At 41.0% G+C, this 23,836-nt stretch carries 19 protein-coding genes; 16 read left to right on the forward strand and 3 right to left on the reverse strand.

The window, feature by feature from the left end:
- Positions 1-28: 28 nt before the first annotated feature.
- A complete protein-coding gene (locus SJ312_RS19045; RefSeq protein WP_110591131.1) occupies positions 29-1,192 on the forward strand; it encodes a glycerate kinase in 1,164 nt (387 codons plus the stop codon).
- Between the two features lie 14 nt (positions 1,193-1,206).
- Positions 1,207-2,361, forward strand: a complete 1,155-nt coding sequence (locus SJ312_RS19050) for a CdaR family transcriptional regulator (RefSeq protein WP_004259365.1) — start codon at positions 1,207-1,209, stop codon at positions 2,359-2,361.
- Positions 2,362-2,373: 12 nt separating this feature from the next.
- Here the strand turns inward: SJ312_RS19050 and narL are convergent, their stop codons facing one another.
- Both narL and narX read right to left on the reverse strand, forming a co-directional pair.
- Complete coding sequence (narL, locus tag SJ312_RS19055; protein WP_319868207.1) at positions 2,374-3,030, reverse strand: two-component system response regulator NarL; 657 nt, start codon at positions 3,028-3,030, stop codon at positions 2,374-2,376.
- A gap of 21 nt (positions 3,031-3,051) precedes the next feature.
- A complete protein-coding gene (gene narX, locus SJ312_RS19060) occupies positions 3,052-4,794 on the reverse strand; it encodes a nitrate/nitrite two-component system sensor histidine kinase NarX (RefSeq protein WP_319868208.1) in 1,743 nt (580 codons plus the stop codon).
- A 331-nt stretch (positions 4,795-5,125) separates the two neighbouring features.
- Between narX and SJ312_RS19065 the strand changes: the two genes are divergently transcribed.
- From SJ312_RS19065 to narI, 5 genes are all read left to right on the forward strand, one after another.
- A complete protein-coding gene (locus tag SJ312_RS19065; protein WP_094962389.1) occupies positions 5,126-6,526 on the forward strand; it encodes a NarK family nitrate/nitrite MFS transporter in 1,401 nt (466 codons plus the stop codon).
- Between the two features lie 67 nt (positions 6,527-6,593).
- Positions 6,594-10,355: a nitrate reductase subunit alpha gene (locus tag SJ312_RS19070; protein WP_137019289.1), complete on the forward strand. Its 3,762-nt coding sequence runs from the start codon at positions 6,594-6,596 to the stop codon at positions 10,353-10,355.
- Positions 10,355-11,896 carry a nitrate reductase subunit beta gene (gene narH, locus SJ312_RS19075; protein WP_004259350.1) on the forward strand — a complete coding sequence of 514 codons (1,542 nt, stop codon included), beginning with the start codon at positions 10,355-10,357 and terminating at the stop codon, positions 11,894-11,896. The genes SJ312_RS19070 and narH overlap by 1 nt, the downstream gene beginning before the upstream one ends.
- Positions 11,893-12,615, forward strand: a complete 723-nt coding sequence (narJ, locus tag SJ312_RS19080; RefSeq protein WP_094962392.1) for a nitrate reductase molybdenum cofactor assembly chaperone — start codon at positions 11,893-11,895, stop codon at positions 12,613-12,615. The genes narH and narJ overlap by 4 nt, the downstream gene beginning before the upstream one ends.
- A complete protein-coding gene (gene narI / locus SJ312_RS19085) occupies positions 12,612-13,289 on the forward strand; it encodes a respiratory nitrate reductase subunit gamma (RefSeq protein WP_004259342.1) in 678 nt (225 codons plus the stop codon). Before narJ ends, narI begins: the two co-directional genes overlap by 4 nt.
- A 116-nt stretch (positions 13,290-13,405) precedes the next feature.
- Here narI and SJ312_RS19090 read toward each other — a convergent pair whose 3' ends face one another.
- Positions 13,406-14,188: an IclR family transcriptional regulator gene (locus SJ312_RS19090; protein WP_228677404.1), complete on the reverse strand. Its 783-nt coding sequence runs from the start codon at positions 14,186-14,188 to the stop codon at positions 13,406-13,408.
- Between the two features lie 245 nt (positions 14,189-14,433).
- Here SJ312_RS19090 and SJ312_RS19095 point away from each other — a divergent pair, with 245 nt between their 5' ends.
- From SJ312_RS19095 to SJ312_RS19135, 9 genes are all read left to right on the forward strand, one after another.
- Positions 14,434-15,429: a 2-dehydro-3-deoxygalactonokinase gene (locus SJ312_RS19095; protein WP_164560877.1), complete on the forward strand. Its 996-nt coding sequence runs from the start codon at positions 14,434-14,436 to the stop codon at positions 15,427-15,429.
- 33 nt (positions 15,430-15,462) lie between these two features.
- On the forward strand, positions 15,463-16,089 hold the full coding sequence (locus SJ312_RS19100) for a 2-dehydro-3-deoxy-6-phosphogalactonate aldolase (RefSeq protein ID WP_110591136.1): 627 nt from the start codon (positions 15,463-15,465) through the stop codon (positions 16,087-16,089).
- 18 nt (positions 16,090-16,107) lie between these two features.
- On the forward strand, positions 16,108-17,544 hold the full coding sequence (locus SJ312_RS19105; protein WP_110591137.1) for an N-acyl-D-amino-acid deacylase family protein: 1,437 nt from the start codon (positions 16,108-16,110) through the stop codon (positions 17,542-17,544).
- 13 nt (positions 17,545-17,557) lie between these two features.
- Complete coding sequence (locus SJ312_RS19110; protein ID WP_004259329.1) at positions 17,558-17,950, forward strand: RidA family protein; 393 nt, start codon at positions 17,558-17,560, stop codon at positions 17,948-17,950.
- 24 nt (positions 17,951-17,974) lie between these two features.
- Complete coding sequence (locus tag SJ312_RS19115) at positions 17,975-19,426, forward strand: sodium:solute symporter family protein (protein ID WP_004259327.1); 1,452 nt, start codon at positions 17,975-17,977, stop codon at positions 19,424-19,426.
- A gap of 21 nt (positions 19,427-19,447) precedes the next feature.
- The gene (locus SJ312_RS19120) at positions 19,448-20,701 is read left to right on the forward strand and encodes an amino acid deaminase (protein WP_110591138.1); all 1,254 of its coding nucleotides are present in this window, start codon (positions 19,448-19,450) and stop codon (positions 20,699-20,701) included.
- Positions 20,702-20,945: 244 nt separating this feature from the next.
- The gene (locus SJ312_RS19125; protein ID WP_096864453.1) at positions 20,946-21,905 is read left to right on the forward strand and encodes a D-2-hydroxyacid dehydrogenase; all 960 of its coding nucleotides are present in this window, start codon (positions 20,946-20,948) and stop codon (positions 21,903-21,905) included.
- A 30-nt stretch (positions 21,906-21,935) separates the two neighbouring features.
- The gene (locus SJ312_RS19130) at positions 21,936-22,745 is read left to right on the forward strand and encodes a class I fructose-bisphosphate aldolase (RefSeq protein ID WP_004259316.1); all 810 of its coding nucleotides are present in this window, start codon (positions 21,936-21,938) and stop codon (positions 22,743-22,745) included.
- Positions 22,746-22,782: 37 nt separating this feature from the next.
- Positions 22,783-23,823, forward strand: a complete 1,041-nt coding sequence (locus tag SJ312_RS19135; RefSeq protein WP_036958064.1) for a zinc-dependent dehydrogenase — start codon at positions 22,783-22,785, stop codon at positions 23,821-23,823.
- Positions 23,824-23,836 lie beyond the last annotated feature (13 nt).

The raw sequence follows: 23,836 nt of genomic DNA on the forward strand, positions 1-23,836 counted from the left end.
CATCGCCATTTACAATAGGAAAGTCTGCATGAAAATTGTTATCGCACTTGATTCCTTTAAAGGAAGTTGTTCTGCAAGGTTAGCATGCCAAGCCGTTGCTGAGGGTTTCAAGCGTGTATCCTCTGAGTTAGATATGACGTTATTACCCATATCTGATGGCGGAGAAGGTTTGTTGGAGTCACTAGAGAATAGCCCCGCGCTTTCTGGTGTAACACCTTACATTTTTAGCTGTACTGGGCCTTATGGTAGTAAGGTTGATGCAGGGTTATTAGTATTGGAGGGAAAAACCGCTTTTATCGAAATGGCGCAATGTTGTGGGCTGGAACTCGTTCAACGTGAGCATCGTCGAGTTGAAAATGCCTCAACTTATGGCTTGGGTGAAATGGTCAAGCATGCACTCGATATGGGTTGTTCTCGTATTGTTATCGGGATAGGAGGAAGTGCAACTAATGATGGTGGTGCAGGGTTTGCTCAAGCATTGGGTGCTCAGTTTTACGATAAAAATTCTCAGCTTATTGAGACGCCAATTTGCGGAAAAGACCTCATTAATATTGCAAAGATTGATTTTGATAAATTTGACTCGCGAGCCGCTAAGGTTGAATTTAATGTCTCTTGCGATGTTGAAAACCCTTTATTAGGCAAAAATGGTGCGACTTATGTTTATGGTCCCCAAAAGGGGGCCGACCAAGCCACACTTGACCAGCTTGAAATTGGGATGGCTCACTATGCGAAATTAATGTCAGCAATAACGGGAAAAGATGTTTCACTGGAGGCTGGCAGTGGTGCAGCGGGTGGATTAGGTGCGGGGCTTCGTTGGTTTGTTTCGGCAAAGCTCGAAAAAGGAATCGATCTCGTTTTGGGGCTCCTTGGCGCAAAATCTTATATTCAACAAGCGGATTTAGTCATTGTAGGAGAGGGGCGGCTTGACAGTCAAAGTGCGAATGGTAAGGCTCCTGTGGGAGTGGCTCGTATGGCCAGTCATTATGGTGTGCCTGTCATTGCGCTTTGTGGGGGGTATAGTGAAGATAGCCGTATCCTATACCAACATGGCATTACCGCAATGTGGTCGCTTTGTCCGGGGCCAGTTTCCCTTGAGCAAGCCATGACAAATGGTGAACGTTATTTGGCAGATACAGCAGAAAATTTGCTGCGTACCGTACTCGCAAATCCGAATATGCAAATAAAACCCTAAAGTGAGGCGGTAATATGCTACTGACTGAAAAACTAGCCAATGATATTGTCACGCGTGCAATGGGAATTATCCATCACAACGTCAATGTGATTAATAGTCAGGGCGTGATTATCGCTTCAGGTGAAAAAAAGCGTATTGGTGAAACCCATGAAGCCGCAGTGGAAGTGATCCGCTGCGGCAAACGGATCACCATCTACAATGAAAATGAAGCACGAGCTTATTCGAATGTGGCACCGGGGATAAACCATCCGATTGTTGTGGCTGATAAAGTGGAATTAGTGATTGGCGTGAGTGGTGACCCTGTTGTGATCCAGCGTTATGCCGAGCTCGCTATACTGACGGCTGAGCTGCTAATTCAACAAGAAATTGAGCGGCGTAGTATTAACTGGCAGCATCGTTTGCGTGACATGCTATTTGTCCAGTTTATAGAAAGCACAACGCCAGCACAGGGGCGCAGTGCATTACTAAAATTGCATAATTCCGGTTTTGCGTTCACTTTACCGACTATTCCTGTGATTATTAATATTGAAGCTATTCAGTACCGCCCTGAAATACTCGATACGATCATTACTGAATTATCAGCTATGGAAAAAAGTGATGTGTTATTACTCAATAGCCGCGAAATTTTGATGCTATTCCCATCAACGCATTATCAAAATGAATCGTTTATTTCTAATCTTCATTTCATTCTAGATAGCCAACTTAGCCAATATTATATTGGAGTTGGTGTTCAGGCAGATACGCAAGAACATGTGAGGGATGCAGTACATTTTGCACGTTCAGTTATTGAAGTTGGACGGCTAACGGTTCCCGATAAACAAGTCTTTTTATTTAAAGAAATGGCATCTTTATGCCTCTTTAATGAATTGGAAAATAGCTATCTATTTAATTTCTTTTTAGATATTTGCCATAAAATATTGTTGCATGATTCGGGCGATATTTTGCTTGAAACCCTTGAGCTGTTTTTATCGCAAAATGGCGAAATAGGTAGCACCGCGCAGCAATTAGGCATTCACAGAAATACATTAAGTTATCGGTTACAACAAATTAAAAAGCAAACCAGTTTGGACCCGACAAGGTTTACGGATCTCATTCAGTTATCTGTTGCGATGCATGGCTACCGTCGACGTTACCCAAAACAACAGCCATGGCTCGATGCATTAAGTTAAGGAGCCGTATCATTACTTTTGTTGTAAAACCCAAATAGCGGCTTCAACGCGCGATTTTAAATTAAGTTTCTTTAGTAAGTGTTTGACATGGACTTTGACGGTGCTCTCTGTGATTTGTAATTTATTCGCAATCATCTTATTTGATAGCCCCTGTGAGATTAAATCTAAGATATGGGTTTCTCTTGGGGTTAGTGCTGATAGATTATGCTCTGTAGGGGCTCGGTTATCTCTTAAAGATTCAGCTAAAATGGAAGCGAGCGTTGGGCTAATGACCATTTTACCACTTGCGGCTTCTTTTAATGCAATAATTAATTTTTCAGGCTCCATGTCTTTGAGTAAATAGCCATCAGCACCTCGTTTTAACGCATTAATTAAGTCTTCGCCATAATTGGACACCGTAAATAAGATAATACGGCCTGAAAGTTCGCGGTTACGTAAATTATCGAGTACTTCAAAGCCATTCATACTAGGCATATTGAGATCTAATAGGATTAAATCTGGGTCTTGTTCTTCCGCAATTTTAATACCCGTTATTCCATCGTCTGCTTCACCAATTACCTTTAATGTGGGTTCTAAACTAATTAATTGTTTAACACCATTACGTAGCATCGGGTGGTCATCAATCAGTAAAATGGTAGATTGCCCAGTCAGTTTATTTTCATTTTTCATTAATGAGTTACTCCAATTTAATTAAGCCAAAGTCAGTGGAAATACGACATTAACAATAGTGCCACCCTGAACTCTTGGCGAAATTTGATATTTCCCATTTAGGCTTAGCGCTCTTTCTCTCATAATAATCAATCCATAATGGTTATTTTTTGTTGTCTGAGGCTGAATACCTTCCCCATTATCTTCTATTGTCATGGTGATTAATCCGTTATTTTCGATTAATGAGACTTGTGACCAGTTCGCATTAGCATGTTTGAGAATATTGCTTAAAGCTTCTCGGATTATCTGGATAATATGAATAGATTGATGTGGAGAGAGGCTTTTGGCTGGAATTTGGTAATTTAATCCAATTTGAAAACCAAGGCGCTGACTGAATTCTTGGATTGTGCTTTCTAAGGCAGGGAATAGGCCTGGTTCAGTTAATTTTAGTCTGAAGGTTGTTAAAAGCTCACGTAATTGACTATAAGCGGAATTTATTTCATTGCGCATTTCGTTTAATAGTTCTTGGTGCTTAGTTGGCAATGTTTTAGGTTGCATTTGTAGATAACTAATTTGCATTTTGAGGCAAGATAATGATTGTGCGATGGAATCATGCAATTCTCTCGCAATCGCCGATCGTTCATCCATAATCAGTAACTGCTGTTGTTGCTCTAATTGGTGCTCCATCGCTAGCATTCCAGCGATTTGTTTAACTAGCATCAGCACTAAATTATTTTGTTCTTCAGATAATGGCTGGTTTATATCCATTTCAGCTAAAATCATGCCATAACGCTGTAAATTATCAGAAATCTCCCATGATATTACTTTAAGGTGTTCAGCCATCTTGGGTGAATTGAGATATTGATCCTTGTTTTCAGGACAATGAATTTCATGAAAGCAGGCATCATTGTTTTCTTCATATAGCCTCAATCTAATATTTTGCAGTGGGATTAAGCTTTTAAGCTCAAATAACACTTTTTCTAACCTGATTGATAGTGGCCCAATGGCATGTAGGGTTCGATTAGATTGGTATAAATAGAGTAATACTTTATTTTTCTTTTGCAGATCGGCGGTTTTTTCGATAACTCGAGATTCTAATTGATGGTAACTCTGTGCGAGCTCATCCGACATTTGATTTAACGTATGGCCCAGTGAATTTAGCTCATCTTGTTTTTTGCCTACAGGAAAGCGCTGACTAAAGTCTTGGTGACTAATCGCGTTCACCATATGAAGTAACTTAAGCCAAGGTGTATAAATTTTCTTTCTAAAATGGCAGATAGCAAAAATAAGTAGCAATGAAACGAGGCCAATAAATACCATTTGAGTGATTGCTACATAGGTTATTTTTCGTTCTGTTTTTTCATCAATATTACGAACTAATGCATCGAGTTTATTAACAAAGGTAACGACCGCGAGACGTGCATCATTAGGAGAAAATGCATGGTTAAGAGCAGGTTTTAATTCTGTAACCCAATATTGATAAAGCTCAGCAAATTGCGGATTTAAATCTTCTATATCGACAACTTGTGTTAGTTCATTGCTTAATAAATTTTTTTCAAGCTCACTAACATATACGTCAGAATATTGGTTGAGTGGCACTAATGAAAGTAAATGATAACTTTGCATCCGCAATGAGCCTGATTTATTTATTGCATGTGCATTTCCTTGCACACTAATAATCATACTATTTGAAATTGTCATGCCAATAATACCGAGTACGGCAATCAATAGCATTAAACCAATAACTTGGTTAATGATTGAAAATCGGTGATAAGCAATAGACATAAATGATCCTTTCTACTCTATACGTTTATTTATTATTTTTGATAACGTAGATATTGTTTCTCTATTATATAAAATTGAATATGCCACTTCGGTATTACTCCTTAATATCCCATTGAATTATTCGCTTTAAATTTCAACAAATAAAATTACCTGGCAATGAATTTTTTTGTTTTAATTCAATCAATTATTGTTTTGTACTCCTAATACTCCTCTGGTGGTTAGCGAGAAAAATCACGCATATTTCATTTAAATCTCTCTTGATTTAGATCAGCTTCACGGTGGTCTATTCGCCACACACTGCGAGCAGAAATTGTATTTATCGGGGTGATTTATGTCTCAACGAGATAATGTTAATAGTGTAGCTGCACAGTCAAATAATGGTGTTATACAGGATTGGCGTCCTGAAGATACTCGGTTTTGGCAGCAAACAGGGCAGCGTATTGCCAATCGTAATTTATGGATTTCTATTCCATGTTTATTGCTCGCATTTTGCGTATGGATGTTATTTAGTGCAGTTGCGGTTAATTTAAATAAAGTGGGTTTTAATTTTACGACAGACCAATTATTTTTATTAACCGCATTACCTTCCGTTTCAGGTGCTTTATTAAGAGTCCCTTATTCATTCGTTATTCCTATTTTTGGTGGGCGCCGTTGGACTGCTATTAGTACGCTGTTTTTAGTGATCCCATGTATTTGGCTAGGTTATGCGATTCAAAACCCTGCCACGCCTTATCAAGTCTTTGTCATTATTTCCCTACTTTGTGGTTTTGCCGGCGCTAACTTTGCATCCAGCATGGCCAATATCAGCTTCTTTTTCCCTAAAGCTCGCCAAGGCGGTGCACTTGGCCTGAATGGTGGGCTAGGAAATTTAGGGGTCAGTGTCATGCAATTGGTGGCGCCTTTTATCGTTGGTGTTGGTGTATTTACTTTCGTTGGTGGGACTGGAGCGGCTCAGCCTGATGGCTCAACGTTGTGGTTAGAAAATGCCGCTTGGATTTGGGTGCCATTTCTACTGCTTTTTACGGTGATGGCTTGGTTTGGCATGAATGACTTAGCGGCTAATAAGGCATCTCTTAAAGCACAATTACCTGTTTTGAAACGTGGCCATCTATGGGTATTAAGCCTGTTATATCTGGCGACATTCGGCTCGTTTATCGGTTTTTCTGCTGGTTTCGCGATGTTATCGAAAACCCAGTTTCCAGACGTCATTATCTTGAAGTTTGCCTTTTTTGGCCCTTTCCTCGGTGCGTTAGCTCGCCCAGTCGGTGGCATGTTATCTGACCGTTTTGGTGGTGTGAAAGTCACATTACTGAACTTTGTGGTCATGGCTGTTTTCTCCGGCTTGCTGTTTTTTACGTTACCAGAAAACGGTCAAGGAGGCTCTTTCGGGGCGTTTTATGGCGTATTTATGGTGCTGTTTTTAACGGCAGGGCTAGGCAGTGGCTCAACCTTCCAAATGATTGCTGTTGTTTTTCGTAAATTAACCATGGACAAAGCCATCTTAAGAGGAGCTTCAGAGCAAGAAGCCCAAAAAGAGGCGGTAACAGAAAGTGCTGCAGCTTTAGGGTTTATCTCTGCTATTGGTGCAATAGGTGGCTTCTTTATTCCAAAAGCGTTCGGTACATCATTAACACTGACGGGTTCACCGGCAGATGCAATGAAAGTGTTTTTTATATTTTATCTTTCCTGTGTGTTTATCACGTGGCTAGTATATGGCCGTAAACACAAATAATAACAAGTCATAAAAATCAATTTTAGCAATGTACGGCGCCGGTCGCCGTCTCTTTGGAGGCAATCCGATGAGCAAGTTTTTAGATAGATTTCGGTATTTTAAGCAGTTGGGCGAAACCTTTTCAGGTGATCACGGGCAAGAGTTAAATGTAAACCGTGATTGGGAAGATGGTTATCGTAGCCGCTGGCAGCATGACAAAGTCGTGCGTTCCACCCATGGTGTCAATTGTACGGGCTCTTGTAGCTGGAAGATTTATGTCAAAAATGGGTTAGTGACTTGGGAAACTCAACAGACGGATTACCCACGAACTCGCCCAGATTTACCTGATCATGAGCCGAGAGGATGCCCTCGTGGTGCGAGTTACTCTTGGTATTTATATAGCGCAAACCGTGTTAAATACCCAATGATGCGTAAGCGCTTACTTAAACTATGGCGTGAAGCAAAAGCGGAGCAGCAAGACCCTGTTGCAGCGTGGCTATCTATTATCAATGACCCACAGAAGGCACAAAGCTATAAACAAGCTCGTGGTCGTGGCGGTTTTGTTCGCTCAAGCTGGCAGGAGGTGAATGAACTGATTGCGGCAGCGAACGTCGCGACGATTAAAGAATTTGGTCCTGACCGCATTGTTGGCTTTTCACCAATTCCCGCGATGTCGATGGTTTCCTACGCCTCGGGTGCTCGCTATTTATCGTTAATTGGTGGCTCATGCTTAAGTTTTTATGACTGGTATTGTGACTTGCCACCTGCGTCACCCATGACGTGGGGCGAACAAACTGACGTACCTGAATCAGCGGATTGGTACAACTCGTCTTATATTATTGCTTGGGGTTCTAACGTACCGCAAACGCGTACGCCAGACGCACACTTTTTTGCAGAAGTGCGTTATAAAGGGACGAAAACGGTCGCGGTGACGCCAGACTACGCGGAAATTGCCAAATTATGTGACCATTGGTTGAACCCGAAACAAGGAACGGATAGCGCCATGGCAATGGCGATGGGGCATGTGATCCTCAATGAATTCCATGTAAAACGTGAAGCGGAATACTTCCGTGAATATGTGCGCACTTATACCGATATGCCGATGCTTGTCATGCTAGATAAGCGTGAAGATGGTTCTTATGCCGCAGGCCGCATGCTACGGGCATCTGATTTACATAATTCATTAGGCGAAGAAAAAAATGCCGAATGGAAAACTATTGCGATTGATGAAGAGACAGGCGAATTATGTGCTCCACAAGGTTCAATGGGATTCCGTTGGGATGGCGGCCAAAAATGGAATTTAGAACCGCGTGCTGGACAAGATGCACATAACATTAAAATGAAACTCAGCTTGGCAGATAGCCATGATGAATTTGTCGATGTTGGTTTTCCTTACTTTGGTGGCTTAGAAAGTGAGCACTTCCAGCATGTTGAACTTAAAGATGTTTTATTACATAAACTGCCCGCTAAACGTATTCAGTTAGCTGATGGTAGCGAATCATTGGTTACTAGTGTTTATGATTTAATGCTAGCGAACTACGGTATTGACCGTGGTTTTGGTGATGAAAACTGTGCGGTTGATTACGATGATATGAAAGCGTATTCACCTGCGTGGGCGGAAAAAGTCACTGGGGTTAGCCGCCAAAATATTATTCGCATAGCGCGTGAGTTTGCCGATACCGCAGAGAAAACCCATGGCCGTTCTATGGTGATTGTTGGCGCAGGGATTAACCACTGGTATCACATGGATATGACCTATCGTGCGATTATCAATATGTTGATTTTCTGTGGTTGCGTTGGGCAAAGCGGCGGCGGCTGGTCTCATTATGTTGGGCAAGAGAAATTACGGCCACAAACGGGTTGGTTACCTTTAGCCTTTGGTTTGGACTGGCAGCGCCCACCTCGCCATATGAATAGCACATCTTTCTTTTATAACCATTCAAGCCAATGGCGTTATGAAACAGTCGCAACAGAAGAGTTGTTATCGCCTCTAGCCGATAAGCAAGCCTTTAGCGGCAGTTTGGTTGATATGAATGTACGTGCAGAACGCATGGGGTGGCTGCCGTCAGCACCACAATTAAATGTCAACCCATTAAATATTGCGAAGAATGCTCAAAGTGAAGGGATGTCACCCACTGACTATACTGTTAAGCAGTTGAAAGAAGGGAATATTCGCTTTGCTTCAGAGCAACCTGATGACCCTCAAAATTTCCCACGAAATCTGTTTATTTGGCGTTCAAATTTATTGGGTTCCGCAGGGAAAGGCCATGAATACTTACTGAAATACTTATTAGGAACTGAAAATGGTATTCAAGGCAAAGACTTAGGTCAACAAGGCGGCGTCAAACCAGAAGAAGTGGAATGGCAAGATAAAGCGGCAGAAGGGAAAGTTGACTTAGTGGTGACTCTCGACTTCAGAATGTCGAGCACCTGCCTGTTCTCGGACGTTATTTTACCGACTGCTACTTGGTATGAAAAAGACGATATGAATACCTCGGATATGCATCCATTTATTCACCCATTATCAGCTGCAGTTGACCCAGCTTGGGAATCCAAAAGCGATTGGGAAATTTATAAGGGGATTGCCAAAGCATTTTCTGAGGTCAGCGTTGGGCACTTAGGCAAAGAAACGGATGTGGTGACGCTGCCGATTCAACATGATAGTGCAGCCGAGATGGCACAGCCTTTTGATGTTAGAGATTGGAAAAAAGGGCAATGCGAGCTTATTCCAGGGAAAACAGCGCCGCATATTATCTGTGTTGAGCGTGACTACCCAAATACTTATGCACGTTTTACCTCTCTTGGCCCATTGATGGATAAATTGGGTAATGGTGGTAAAGGGATCAATTGGAATACACAAGATGAAATTGATTTCTTGAAAAAACTCAATAAAACCCAGCCTGACGGTACCAATGCTGGGCGGCCAAAAATTGAAACGGCAATTGATGCCGCGGAAGTCATTTTAACACTTGCACCTGAAACCAATGGGCAAGTGGCAGTAAAAGCATGGGATGCGTTAAGCAAAGTAACGGGCCGCGACCATACTCATCTTGCTCGTTATAAAGAAGACGAAAAAATCCGTTTTCGTGATATTGTTGCGCAGCCGCGTAAAATTATCTCAAGCCCTACATGGTCAGGGTTGGAAGATGAACATGTTTCCTACAATGCCTGTTACACCAACGTGCATGAAATGATCCCATGGCGGACGCTCAGTGGTCGTCAGCAATTGTATCAAGATCACGAATGGATGCGCGCCTTTGGGGAAAGCCTTGTGGTATATCGCCCACCGATTGACACTCGAGCGGCTCAGCCTCTTATGGGGAAAAAATCGAATGGATTTCCTGAAAAAGCACTGAACTTTTTAACACCGCACCAAAAATGGGGGATCCACTCTACTTACAGCGACAACTTATTAATGTTGACGTTAGGCCGCGGTGGTCCAGTTGTTTGGCTTAGCGAAGAAGATGCCCGCGAACTGGGTGTTGAAGATAACGATTGGGTTGAAGCTTTTAACAGTAATGGTGCATTAACCGCTAAAGCGATCGTTAGCCAACGTATTCCTGATGGCATGATCATGATGTACCACGCCCAAGAACGACTGATCAACTTACCAGGCTCTGAAGTTACGGCTCAACGTGGCGGAATTCATAATTCGGTCACGCGTGTTTGCCCGAAACCTACGCATATGATCGGTGGCTATGCGCACCTTGCCTATAGCTTCAATTATTACGGAACCGTAGGTTCTAATCGTGATGAATTTGTGGTTGTTCGCAAAATGAAACAGGTTGACTGGCTGGATGGTGAAGGTGATGCCTACCAGCAGACCTTGAGCGGAAAGGAGAAAGCATAATGAAAATTCGTTCTCAAGTCGGCATGGTGCTAAACCTTGATAAATGTATTGGTTGTCACACTTGCTCAGTGACCTGTAAAAACGTGTGGACTAGCCGCGAAGGGGTAGAATACGCATGGTTTAATAACGTCGAAACCAAACCAGGTATTGGTTACCCCCATAATTGGGAAGACCAAGAAAAATGGAAAGGAGGCTGGATCCGCACCATTAAGGGTAAATTGGTTCCACGTATGGGGAACAAAGTTGGCGTTTTATCAAAAATCTTCGCTAACCCAGATGTACCTGCTTTGGATGATTATTATGAGCCGTTTAATTATGACTACGGCCATTTAAAAAATGCTAAAGAAGGTAAGCACGTACCGACAGCACGCCCTCGTTCATTAATTACTGGTGAGCGAATGAGTAACGTGAAAATGGGACCAAACTGGGAAGATGATTTAGGCGGTGAATTCGCCAAACGAGCCCAAGATAAAAACTTTGAACATATTCAAAAAGAGATGTATGGGCAGTTTGAAAATACGTTCATGATGTATTTGCCACGCCTGTGTGAACATTGTTTAAACCCAGCTTGCGTCGCGACCTGCCCAAGTGGTGCAATTTATAAGCGCTCAGAAGACGGTATTGTTTTGATTGACCAAGACAAATGCCGTGGCTGGCGTATGTGCTTAACTGGTTGCCCGTATAAAAAAATCTATTTCAATTGGAAAAGCGGTAAATCAGAAAAATGTATTTTCTGTTACCCACGTATTGAGTCAGGCATGCCAACGGTTTGCTCTGAAACCTGTGTTGGTCGTATCCGCTATTTAGGGGTATTGCTGTATGACGCCGATAAAATTGAGTCAGCTGCCAGTGTCGAAAAGGAAACCGACCTTTACCAAAGCCAACTAGATGTTTTCCTTGATCCCCATGATCCAAAAGTGATTGAAGAAGCGCAAAAACAAGGGATCCCATTAAGTGTGATCGATGCGGCACAGAAATCTCCAGTGTACAAAATGGCGATGGAATGGCGCTTAGCTCTGCCATTACACCCTGAATACCGCACGTTACCAATGGTGTGGTATGTACCACCTTTGTCACCGATCCAGTCAGTGGCGGATTCAGGGCTATTAGCTAATAAAGGTGTATTGCCGGATGTCGAAAGTTTACGCATTCCAGTGCAATACCTTGCGAATTTGTTAACCGCAGGGGATACCGAACCGGTGTTATTGGCGTTAAAACGTATGTTAGCGATGCGCCATTTCAAACGGGCAGAAACCGTGGAAAACCAATGTGATACCAGTGCATTAGAGCAAGTCGGCTTAACACAAGCTCAGGCACAAGAAATGTACCGCTATTTAGCCATTGCTAACTATGAAGACCGTTTTGTCATTCCATCCAGTCATCGAGAATTGGCGCGTGAAGCATTCCCTGAAGCGAAAGCTTGTGGCTTTAGTTTTGGTGATGGTTGCCATGGCAGCGATAGCAAAGCGAATTTATTTAATAGCAGGCGCATTGACGCCATTGATATCACACCAAAAAATAATCAGGAGAAAGCACTATGATGACACTAAAAGTGATTTCTCGGTTATTGGAATACCCTTCGGAAGCGCTTTGGTTACATCGTGATGAGCTCATTGAAGCGCTAGAACAGGCTGATGAGCTGCCTGTCACACGGGCTGTTCAACTGATGGTGTTTGTGCGTGAGTATCTCAACGAAGACTTACTTGATATGCAGGCGCAATATTGTGAACTGTTTGATAGAGGGCGCGCGACATCATTATTGCTATTTGAGCATGTACATGGCGAATCCCGAGACCGAGGGCAAGCGATGGTTGATTTAATGGCTCAATATCAGCAACAGGGTTTGCAAATTGATTGCCGTGAATTACCCGATCATTTGCCCATTTATTTGGAATACCTCACGGCATTACCGACCGATGAAACTATCGAGGGGCTACAGGATATTGCGCCAATTTTAGCGCTGTTAGGGGAAAGGTTGAAACAGCGAGAAAGCCGTTTCTCTGTTTTATTTGATTTTTTACTTGAGCTTTCCCATAGCGACATTGCTGCGGAGCAATTAAGCAAACAAGTAGCAACCGAAGTACGGGATGATACCCCAGAGGCGCTAGATGCAGTTTGGGAAGAGGAGCAAGTGAAATTTTTTGCCGATGAAAAAACATGTGGTAGCGAAGTTGCAGCGCATCAACATCGCTTCGCCAATGCGGTGGTACCACAGTATTTGGATCTCAGTGTGGGCAGCCATGTAGGAGTTCAAAAATGAATTTTATCAATCAATTTTTCTTCGATATTTACCCCTATATCGCTGGGACGGTATTTATTGTCGGTAGTTGGTTACGTTACGATTACGGGCAATACACGTGGCGAGCGGGTTCCAGCCAAATGTTGGATAAAAAGAACATGCGTTTGGCATCAAACTTATTCCATTTGGGGATTATTGGGATTTTTGTCGGGCACTTTTTAGGTATGTTAACGCCTCATTGGATGTATGAATCTTTTCTGCCAATGCACATTAAGCAGTTAATGGCGATGATAGGTGGGGGATCAGCAGGTGTGATGATGTTAATTGGTGGCGCGATGCTATTGAAGCGCCGCCTGACAAACCCACGAGTGAGAGCAACTTCATCCTTTGGTGACATCATGATCTTAACCTTGCTGGTGGTGCAAGTTTGCTTAGGATTACTCACCATTCCCTTCTCAGCACAACATATGGATGGTAGCGAAATGTTGAAATTAGTGGGATGGGCACAGTCTATTGTGACATTCCATTGGGGGGCATCCAATTACCTTGAAGGGGTTGGCATTGTTTTTAAACTGCATATTGTGTTGGGGATGACGATATTTTTACTCTTCCCATTCTGCCGTTTAGTGCACATTTGGAGTGCACCTATCGAATACCTGACTCGTCGGTATCAATTGGTGAGAAATCGCCATTAGGTTTGGGTTCCACAAGGAGGTGGGCCAATACATTGCTTTTGTACAACTTGTTCTTGTGTAAACAACAAATATTGCTATTTTGGCGCCCCATCTCATAGGAGATGGGGTTTTTTGTTTTATTTAGTGTTGGTTGGCTCAATATAGCCAAGGCGGCGGGAAATCAGTAAGCAAACGTGGGCAAGTTCTTCATTAACACGGTCTATTTTGGAAACCATTCTGTGAGTCGGCCCAGCGACACTAATCGCGCCGATAATATTACCGGTATAATTAAATATCGGCCTTGCCACACAGGTGAGCCCTTCTTCATTTTCTTCATCATCTAAAGAAAAGCCTTTTAAACGAATATCAGCCAAAACTTCATACAGTTTCATGCGATCGATAACTGTTTTTTCAGTGTATTTGGTTAATGGTTTATCTAGTACAGCATCAATTTCTTCTAACGGCTGGAAGGCTAATAAAGCTTTCCCTATACCAGTACAATAAGCGGGTAGTCGAGCACCCAGTTTTGCGGAGGTTTGAATGGATAGCGTTCCTTCACTTTTATAGAGGTAGACCACATGGCCACTGTTATAAACCCCTAAAAAGCAAGTTTCAAACGTTGAACTCGACAACGTTTTTAAATAAGGGATTGAAACTTCAACTAAATTAACATTCATTAAGCCTTTAATGCCTAATTCGAGGCTTTTTAAGTCAAGGTTATAGCGTTCTGTAAGATGGTCTAAGCTGACATATTGACGCTCTTTTAGTGTTTCTAATACACGAAAAGCCGTGGTTTTTGGAATCTCCGTATTTTTGACCAATTCGGCCAAAGAAATTCCGTCAGAATGGTTACTAATCTCTTCAAGTATGGTCAGTACTCTGTCGATATTCGACGAGTTTGCTTGACTTTCTTTCGTCATCGTAGGTTCCTCACTCACGCTAAGCCCTCTCATTGTACTCATTTTTTAAACGTCGTTCCATTTTTACCTCGATGTTACCTTTTTCTCTGAAAAAACATGCAGTACGTAATGTATTGATCTTCATTGAGTTTGACTTTTTGATTGTGATCGCTGTCGTTATTCTTACAAAATCGGAACGACATTCCTAATTTTTGATGTATGTTATTAAAAGAGGAACGATGTTCCGTTACTTTAAAGGGATAAACATGTTGATAGTGACCATTGATACAGGGACAACGAATACCCGAGTTAGAGCATGGAAAAATAACACGGTTGTTCGTGAACAAAGTGTTGAAGTTGGTATTAGGGATTGTGCAAAAAATGGCGATAAAACGCTGTTAATTCAATCGATAAAAACAGTACTAGATAAGCTGTTGTCAGGGGTGAGTGCCGAAGAAAGAGAAAATTATCAGCTCGTTGCATCAGGTATGATTACATCCGAAATTGGGCTGTGTCACTTACCTCACCAAGTGACTCCTGTTTCAATGCAGCAACTTGCTAAGGCCACAATGCCTTGTGTTATCAAAGAGATCAGTGAAAAGCCGATTATTTTTATACCAGGCGTTAAAAATAACGTGACAAATATGACGTTTGATTCAATTGAAAGTATAGATGTAATGCGCGGTGAAGAAGTTGAAGTTTTTGGCATTTTAACACAGCAACCGGATCTTGGCCCAGCCTTAGTCATTTTGCCCGGGTCACATTCTAAGTTTGTACGTCTTGATGAAAATAATAATGTGGTTGCATTGGCAACAACGATGGCAGGGGAAATTTTCGATACATTAACGCACCAGACTATCTTAGCCAGTTCTTTAGAACACCAGTTTGTTCAATATTTAGATAAAGAATATTTACGCAGAGGTGCTGAACTTAGTCTACAAGTGGGGATTGCGAGAAGTTGTTTTTCGGTGAGGCTACTAGACCTTTTTACGGAAGCGACACTTGACCAACGCTCAAGTTTTTTATTGGGAGCTATTTTGGCGTCAGATTTACTCGCAATAAAACATAGCCAAGCTCTTAATATTACTAGCGATATAAAAATCGTTATTAGTGGAAAACCTATTTTAGCAGATGCACTTAAAGAATTAATTAAAAATGATAGTTATTTCACTGGGGAAATACGCCTATTAGACGATAAAAAGGAACAACCTTTTTCTGGATTGGGTGCAATTTCAATATTAAAAGAAATGCAATACAAATAAATACTATTAATGGTTTTTTATTAGGTGATTGTTATGAATTCTAAAAATGAAATACCACTTATTGCAATATTACGGGGAATAAAACCTGACGAAGTTTTAGAACATATCACTATCCTTGCAGATGAAGGTTTTAATTATATAGAAATTCCTCTTAACTCTCCCGAGTGGGAAAAAAGTATTCCATTAGCGATTGAAAACTATGGAGATAAATTGAAAATTGGTGCCGGTACTGTACTCAATAAAAGTAATGTTGAAAAGTTGGCAATAATGAACGCTAAAATTATTGTCACTCCCAATATTAACGTTTCTGTGATCACTACTGCTCTTGAAAATAAGATGGAAATATTTCCAGGTTGTGCAACAGCAACAGAAGCTTTTACCGCGATTGACGCCGGTGCTGTTAATTTAAAAATTTTCCCTACAGCGCCTTTTGGGGTTAATTATGTGAAATCGCTGATGTCAGTGCTCCCAAAAAATATTGCTATTTATGCGGTAGGAGGCATCACTCCGAATAATCTGCATGAATACCTAGGTATTGGCTGCCATGGTGCAGGACTGGGAAATGATCTTTACCAAATAGGCCAAACACCAGAGAAAACCAGAGAAAAAGCGAAAGCATTTATATCTGCATATATCGCATTTAAAAATCAAACTAATTAATCCTAAAGAGATATTAAAATGAAATACGATTATGTTTTTAAAAATGCCACTGTAATAGATGGTAGTGGTAAAAGCGAGTTTGTCAGTGATATTGCAGTTAAAGATGAACGGATTATTAAAATATCAAAAAATATAAGTGAAGATACTGAAAAAATAATTGACTGCTCAGGCTTGATTTTATCACCTGGATTTATTGATGTGCATACTCATGACGATTTAATTGTGATTGATAAGCCTGAATATATTGAAAAAACATCACAAGGTGTAACGACAATTATTGTTGGTAATTGTGGTATCAGTGCAGCGTGTGCAACATTAAAGGATGAAGTTCCTGACCCAATTAATTTATTAGGTGAGTTAAACGAATTTCAATTTTCTGATTTATCCAGTTATAAACAAAAAATTAATAATGTGATGCCAACCGTTAATGTTGCGACGTTAATAGGGCATACAACCTTAAGAAATAATTGTGTGACAGACTTATTAAAACCCGCGACACAAGACAATATCGCTCATATGAAGCAAGTATTGGCCTGTGCGTTAGATGAAGGGGCTTTAGGATTAAGCACTGGTTTATCTTACGGTAACGCAATTAATTCTTCGACTGAAGAAATTTGTGAGTTGGCTGAATTATTAGCAGAGCATCAGGGAATTTATACCACTCATATGCGAACTGAATATGACGGTATCATTGATGCGATGCATGAAGCCTTCCATATCGGCCGTCATGCAAAAGTTCCTGTGCAAATTTCCCACCATAAGTGCGCTGGTGCAAAAAACTGGGGACGTACAAAAGAAACGCTTGCCCTCATTGAAAAATACCAAGCCATGCAGGATATCAATTGTGATTGTTACCCATATCGTGCGGGTTCATCAAACTTAGATATCACACAAGTTACTGAAGACTATGACATCCTAATAACTTGGTCGACACCATTCCCTGACGTTGCGGGTAAGACATTAAAAGAAATAGCCGCTATGTGGAGTAGCGATGTTTTCCAAGTTGCTGAAAAAATTGTTCCTGCGGGAGCGATTTATTTCCAAATGCACGAAGATGATGTTCGTCGTGTGTTACAGCATCCAAGCAGTATGGTGGGTTCTGATGGCTTACCACGTGACCCTAATCCACATCCACGCCTTTGGGGAACTTTCCCACGAGTTATTAGCCACTATAGCCGTGATGAGCAGCTTTTCCCAATGACCACCGCGATTTACAAAATGACAGGCATGTCAGCACAACGTTTTTCTTTAAAGGATAGAGGCCTTATCCAAGAAAATTATTTTGCAGATATCGTTGTATTTGACCCTAAAAAAATTAATGAAACAGCCACGTTCCAAGACCCAAAACAAAAAGCGGATGGTATTGAATATGTGTTTGTTAATGGTGTTCTGACCTATACCAAAAAAGAAATGACAGGGAATAGAGCAGGTAAATTCTTAGAAAGAAATAAATAAAAGAGAGATAAAAATGATTAAAAGATTCGGAATTGAAGGCTCAAAAGGTACTGGCGGGCAATCTTTGCCTTTTGCTAAGGCCGTGTTAGCTGACGGATGGCTGTATGTTTCAGGGCAAACACCCATGATTGACGGGGAAGTGATTGATGGCGGAATTATCGCTCAATCTAAATTGGCTATCGAGAATTGTTTAAACATTATGAAAGATGCGGGATTTGCGACGCAAGATATTGTGCATATGAAAGTGGTATTAAGTGATGCGCGCTATTTCCAATCTTTTAATAAAGTATTTCAGCAATTCTTTGCAGATAATCCACCTGCACGGGTGTGCTTTGTCGCTGACCTTGTCGTCGATTGTATGGTTGAAGTGGATATTACCTGCTTCAACAGCAAATTCAAATCTTAATTGCTAAGGCGATGAGAGGCTACTATGGAACATAATAATTTCTTAATGTGGTTTTTGTTATATGCATTTGTGATGATGTTTGTGGGTTGGTATGTCACAAGGCATCAAAAAACGGGTGAAGATTTCATTCTTGGTGGAAGAAAGCTCCCGATGCTACTCACTCTCGGTTCAACCGTCGGGACGATGGTGGGAACGGGCTCGAGTATCGGTGCAGTCAGTTTTGGCTATTCCAATGGCTGGGCGGGAATGTTGTATGGGATTGGTGGAGCGACGGGGATCTTACTAACGGCTTGGCTATTTGCACCAGTAAGAAATTATCGCTTTATGACCATGAGTGAAGAGATCTGCTATTACACAGGCGGCAGCCGTTTAGTGAAAAACTTGGTTGCGCTATTAATATTCTTGGCATCGATAGGCTGGCTCGGCGCTCATATTCTTGGAGGCGGCTTATATCTAGCATGGGCGGCAGATATTGATATTACTGTTGCGAAGATCATTATCGCGGTTGGCTTTGTTTTTTACGTGGGGATTGGTGGCTATAAAGCGGTTTCATGGATTGATACACTGCAATCAATTGTTTTATTCCTCGGATTTATCATTCTAGCGGTTGCTTCGGTAAGTTATGTCGGTGGTTGGGATGTTGTTGTTAAGAGTACAGACCCTGACGCCTTTACTTTATTTGGTATTGGTAAATTAGGCATTTTACCTGCGATATCATTGGCTGTGGTAATTGGTATTGGTGTGTTAGCGACACCGTCATATCGCCAACGTATTTATTCAGCGGCATCCACTAAAGCTATCCGTCAGTCCTTTATTATTACAGGTTTACTGTATATGGGCTTTTCGTTCCTACCAGCGATTATCGGCATGGCAACTCATGTGATGGAACCGAATTTAGAAAACAGCAGCTTTGCTTTCTTATATGCAACTAACGCTTTACCGCACGTATTAGCAATGGTGGTATTGATTGCAGGTATGTCTGCCAATATGTCATCAGGTAGCTCAGATGCTATCGCGGGTGTTTCTATTATCCTACGTGATATCTATACGATGGTAACTGGTAAGATGCCACCACCTGAGAAAGCGATCAATTTATCTCGTATCTTCTTACTTGGCGTCATCTTGTTAGCACTTGTCTTTGCATTAACTTCAAATGACATTATCGGCTACATTACAAAAATGATTTCAATGATTATGTCAGGCCTGTGTGTGACCGTGTTATTGGGTAAATTTTGGCATCGTTTTAACTGGCAAGGTTGTATTGCTGCATTGGTTGCGGGAAGTTCAACATCATTAGCGATTATTTTGACGCCAGAATGGTCTGCAAAATTAGGCAACCCAGTAATCCCTGCATTAGTCATCAGTTTGGTCTGTGCGGTTGTTGTGACATTGATAACACCAAAGAATAAACTCAGTCGTGAAGAAGTACTAGAAAACATTACTCACGAAAGAGAAAACACAGCCAAAAGTCAGTAACCAGCAAGTTGAGGGAAGATAATGACGAAACTGAATGCATTGGCGGGCGTAGTTCATAAGTCAGCCATATTAAATCAGGATGGTATTTCGGTGAATGTCCTACATGAGGATGTGTGTTTACCAGCGGTGGTAGTAAAGCGTAATGAATTGGAGAATAACATTGCATGGATGCAGCATTATTCGAATGTGGCGAATGTTTCGTTGTCTCCACACGGTAAGACCACCATGACGCCTGCCATTTTTAAACGACAAATTGCTCAAGGTGCATGGGGGCTAAGTGTAGGAACAGCTTATCAAGCCAAGGTGGCAGTGGAGTCAGGTGTTAAGAATATCATTATTGCTAATCAAGTCGTGGGTAAAACCAATATTCGATTACTTGCGGAACTAGTGCAATTAAATCAAGCCAATATTTATTGTTGTGTTGATAATGTGATTCATGCAAAACAGCTGGCTGCCATTTTTTCATCGTTAGATTTAACCATAAATGTTCTGATTGAGTTAGGGGTTAATGGTGGACGCTGTGGATGTCGAAGTGAAGAAGAAGCCATCACATTGGCAAATGAGTTAACCAAACTTCCTTCTTTAATGATTGCTGGCATTGAATTCTACGAAGGCGTTATTCATAGCGATGATGCCCAAAAGGATATTGAAGAGATACAGCAATTTTTACAGCGAGTGTTAACCACCAGTCAAAAACTGGATAACTTAGGTGTATTTGCACGCTATTCAGGGGAGTTATTAATAACTGGGGCAGGTTCAGTTTGGTATGATCTGGTCAGTAAAAAGATGGCAGAGTTTCATCTTTCTAAACCTATTCGGTTTGTGATCCGCCCTGGATGCTATATTACACATGACCACGGTATTTATGATGAAGCCCAGAACGCATTGAAAATGCGGGACAGTGTGGCCTGCCAGTTAGATGGCGATTTAATGCCAGCGATGGAAATCGTGGCATTAATTCAGTCTGTGCCTGAGAAAGGACGAGCGATTGTTAATTTTGGTAAAAGGGATGTCGCCTTTGATGCAGGTTTGCCTCAGCCTTTAATGCAATATCGAGAGGATAAGCCAGTCTGTTTTCAAACTAATAGTGCAAAAACAGTCGGTTTAATGGACCAACATGCCATTTTATCTTTTGATGAAAATTGTGATTTCCAAGTTGGCGATATACTAATATTTGGGACATCTCATCCCTGTATTACATTTGATAAATGGAAAGTGATTTATCTTGTTGATGATAAATATGATGTTATAGAGGAAATGCCGACCTTTTTCTAATGTTGTATTATTAACTCACTTTATTTTATATCGGTCACTTGTTTTAAGTGGCCGATTTTTTTATTCATCACATTCTTGTGATCGAATTCATAACAAATTGTGCATTTGCACAATTATATTCAATTTTTCACGTTAAAAACTAGTCATTTTTACAATGCCTTCCTGATAAGCGAATTATATAATTTTATTAAATAAAAAAGTCTAATTGACATTCATTTTGTTGATTAATTGGGTGGTAATAAAAATGACAGTTAAAATCGTGTTTCTCGATCATGACACTTTCCCTGAAGGAATAAATATTAAGAAAATAAATAAAGAATATAGTTTAGAACTATATGGAAAAACATCGGAAGATGAAATTATTGAGCGAGTGAAAAATGCAAACATTATTATTACCAATAAAGTAAAAATCACTAAAAAAATTATTGAATCTGCAAAGCAACTCAAATTCATTTCTGTCGCTGCAACAGGAACGGATGTGATTGATATTGGTGCTTGTAATGAGCGTAATATATTAGTTTCTAACATCAGAAATTATGCAATAAATACAGTGCCTGAGCATACGTTTACCTTGATTTTAGCCTTACGTCGTAGCTTATTAGCCTATGCACAATCAGTACGAAATGGTCGTTGGCAAGAATCAGGCCAGTTTTGTTATTTTGATTATAAAATTAATAATTTAGCTGGGTCGACGCTTGGTATTATTGGTGATGGTGTCTTAGGTAAGGCAGTTGCTGATATCGCAAAAGCTTTTGGTATGAAGGTGTTATTTTCCACATACAAAGGCACGAATAATATGGGCCCACTATATACACCATTTGAGGATGTTATTGCGAAAAGTGATATTATTTCTATTCATTGTCCATTACTCAAATCCACCAAGGATTTAATTAGCTTTTCAGAATTCGAACAGATGAAACCGTCTTGTATTTTAATTAATACAGCACGAGGTGGGATCGTTAATGAAGAAGCATTATATGGCGCTCTAATAAATAATAAAATATTAGGTGCAGGGTTTGATGTTTGTATTTCAGAACCACCCGAAAAAGAAAGCTATATGATGAAATTAACTCAGTTATCAAATTTTATTCTTACCCCTCATATTTCATGGGCTAGTTTTGAAGCCATACAAACCTTATCAGACATGATGATGGACAATATCGAAGCCTTTTTATCTGGCCATCCTCAAAATTTAGTTAATTAATTCACTCATTGATTTAAAGAGGTCATTAATATGTTTTTAGGAAAAGAAATTCGTTTAAAAAGATTATTAAATAAAAAATCTGGCCGCCTTCTTGCGATTACTATGGATCATCCGATTACACGTGGTGTATTACCGGGAATTGGTGATATTAAATCTGTCATGAAACAGGTTGTTGCGGGTGCACCTGATGCCATTACGATGCATAAAGGTATTATTGAAAAGGTTTATCCTCCGTATGTTGCTTCCGATGTTTCTATCATCATGAAAGCGACAAGTTATTCCATACCTTACCATGAAGCTTATGACACACCCGTTGCTGACGTTGAAGAAGCGATTCGTTTAGGAGCAGATGCAATTTCAGTCGGTTGTATTATGGGCGGACCTGAACAAGCACAGCAATTGACATTTTTAGGTCAAGTATCAAAAGCCGCTGCTTCCGCGGGACTGCCTTTAGTCGCGCATATTTATCCAAAAGGTCCAATGATTGAAGATAGTTTTGATGCGAAAAATCTCGCTTACTGTGTTCGCGCAGGCGCTGAGCTAGGTGTCGATATCATCAAAACACTTTGGTCAGGTTCCCCTGAGACATTTAAATCAGTCGTTGATAGCTGCCCAGCAATGGTTGCTTTAGCTGGCGGTGATATGGGGAGTGATCTTGTTAGCTTCCTAACAAATACACGTAAAGCATTAGATATTGGTGTTGGTGGTGTGACATACGGGCGCTTTGTATGGCAGCACGAAAACCCAACAGCAGTCATTAAGGCTCTGAATGCATTAATTAATGATGATTGTTCGGTTGACCAAGCTATCGCGGAATATAAGCAAGCTGGTGGCAAATAACTAACGTTCATAGCTGTTATGCATGGGGGAGGAAAAAATGAAAGCAGCGGTATTGTATGCGCCTAATGAACTTAGAGTGGCAGACGTTAAATATCCACAAGTTGGTAAAGGCGATGTGGTTATTAAAGTCAAAGCAGCCGCGATTTGTGGAACTGACGGACGGATTATTTCCGGTAAAAAAACTAAAGGTGTGCGTTACCCTTCTGTAATAGGACATGAATTTTCAGGGGAAATTGTCGAAGTCGGTGAAAATGTGACTGACCTAAAAGTCGGTGACGCAATCGCTGTTGATCCTGTAGTACCATGCCGTTCTTGCGTTTATTGCCGAATTGGTAAAGAAAATGTCTGTTTAAATCGCCAAGCTATCGGATATGAGTTTGACGGTGCTTTTGCGGAATATGTTCGAATACCAGAGGTTGCTTTGTCATCGGGTAACGTCTTTAAGATACCGCAAGGGATGTCTTTTGAAGCCGCAGCATTAGCTGAGCCGTTAGCTTGCTGTATCAATGGACAAAAAAATGTGGGTATTGAGCTTGGTGATACGGTGGTCATTATTGGTGCGGGGCCTATCGGGTTAATGCACGTGCAACTTGCGCGTTTCTCAGGTGCGACAAATATTATTGTGAGTGAACTCAATGAACAGCGCCAACAGGCTGCGTTAAATTGCGGTGCAACACGCGTCGTTAATAGCCAGCAAGAAAACTTACTGGATGTCGTAAAAGGCTTGACGGAAGGTGTGGGGGCAGATGTTGTGATTATTGCCATTGGCATCCCTGGATTAGTTAATCCTGCGTTGGAACTCGCTAGAAAAGGCGGGCGTGTTAACTTGTTCGCTGGTTTTTCAAAAGATGATATGGCGCAAATTGATGTCAATATTATTCACTACAACGAGCTTATTCTTACGGGAGCCAGTGCGTTAAGCCGGGAAGGATACCAACAAGCTTTGACACTGATTTCTTCTGGCTTAATTGATATTGAGAAATTAGTGACTCACCGATTTGTTTTAGATGAGATCAACGAGGCCATGGCAACCGCTCAAAAAGGTGACGCGATTAAAATTATTATACATAACAATTAAAAGCAGGCGTTGG

Origin of the sequence: Providencia sp. CIM-Carb-044, from assembly GCF_033901115.1 — a bacterium.
Lineage (GTDB): Bacteria > Pseudomonadota > Gammaproteobacteria > Enterobacterales > Enterobacteriaceae > Providencia > Providencia hangzhouensis.